The organism is Streptomyces sp. NPDC046876, assembly GCF_040645035.1.
GTDB lineage: Bacteria > Actinomycetota > Actinomycetes > Streptomycetales > Streptomycetaceae > Streptomyces.
This window is the reverse complement of the sequence record NZ_JBEYXK010000254.1, coordinates 1-1,032: the sequence shown is the minus strand read 5'-3', so window position 1 is coordinate 1,032 and position 1,032 is coordinate 1. Positions and strand designations below refer to the sequence as shown.

Genomic DNA, 1,032 nt, shown 5'->3' with positions numbered 1-1,032 from the left:
GAAAGTCTTTTTTACAAATGAACGCTACAAAAAGATCAGCAATGATGCGAAAATCGCCTTTGTGATTCAGCACCCTGAAATCAAACATGGACCGATTCGCATTGCATTTACGCCCGATGAAGAAACCTCAAAAGGTCCACGCGAGTTTGACGTGGAGACCTTTGGTGCTCAATTTGCTTATACCGTAGATGGGGGCCCACTTGGGGAATTAGAATGGGAAAGTTTTAATGCAGCGGGGGCGAAAATCACCATTCATGGGAGAAATGTTCATCCCGGCACAGCCAAAAATAAACTGATCAATTCAAGTAAAATCGCGATGGAGTTAGCTCGCATGCTTCCTGCGGGAGAAGCTCCTGAAACAACGGATGGGTATGAGGGGTTTTATCACCTTATCACTTTTGAAGGAAGTGTGGAACTTACCACGTTGGAGTACTTGATCAGAGATTTTGATCGATAGAGAAGATATTGGCGTTTCGGAATTTGAGAAGTTTTTATGCGTTTTCATCTATGCCGATTTAAGAGAGCGTAAAATATGTTGTGTAAATGAATAAATAGAAAAAGGAAGACCTTTTCTTGTAGAATTAAGTCACCACAACTGATTCACAGAAAAGAGGCCTTCCTTATGACTCAGTTTACAACAGAACTTATGCAAGCTCTAGTAAAAAAAGAAGACATCTCCGAAGTTTTCCGTAAGCACCTGGAGACGGCGGTCAACACGCTCCTGAAAACGGAACTGATGGCTTTCCTGGATTACGAGAAATACGACCGCATCGGTTTCAATTCCGGCAATTCACGGAACGGAGAGTTCGACCAACAGACGGTCGCACCCTACAAGCGCTCGAACGATACGCTGGAGTCCTTCGTCATCCACCTGTTCCAGAAAGGCGTCACGATGTCCGAGATTTCGGATCTGATCGAAAAGATGTACGGGCATCACTACACGCCTCAAACCCTTTCCAATATGACCAAAGCGATGAGCGAACAGGTGGAGGCGTTCAAAGCCCGACCGCTGGACGCCCGCTACGTGTGCGT

2 protein-coding genes are annotated in these 1,032 nt (G+C 45.5%); both read left to right on the top strand.

Annotation, left to right across the window (positions count from 1 at the left end; translation table 11 throughout):
- On the top strand, positions 1 to 457 hold a 457-nt coding region (locus ABZ924_RS38815; protein WP_361920476.1), incomplete at its 5' end, for a peptidase dimerization domain-containing protein.
- 165 nt (positions 458 to 622) lie between these two features.
- Positions 623 to 1,032 (top strand): transposase (locus tag ABZ924_RS38810; protein ID WP_361920474.1); only part of this gene is annotated, 410 nt, incomplete at its 3' end.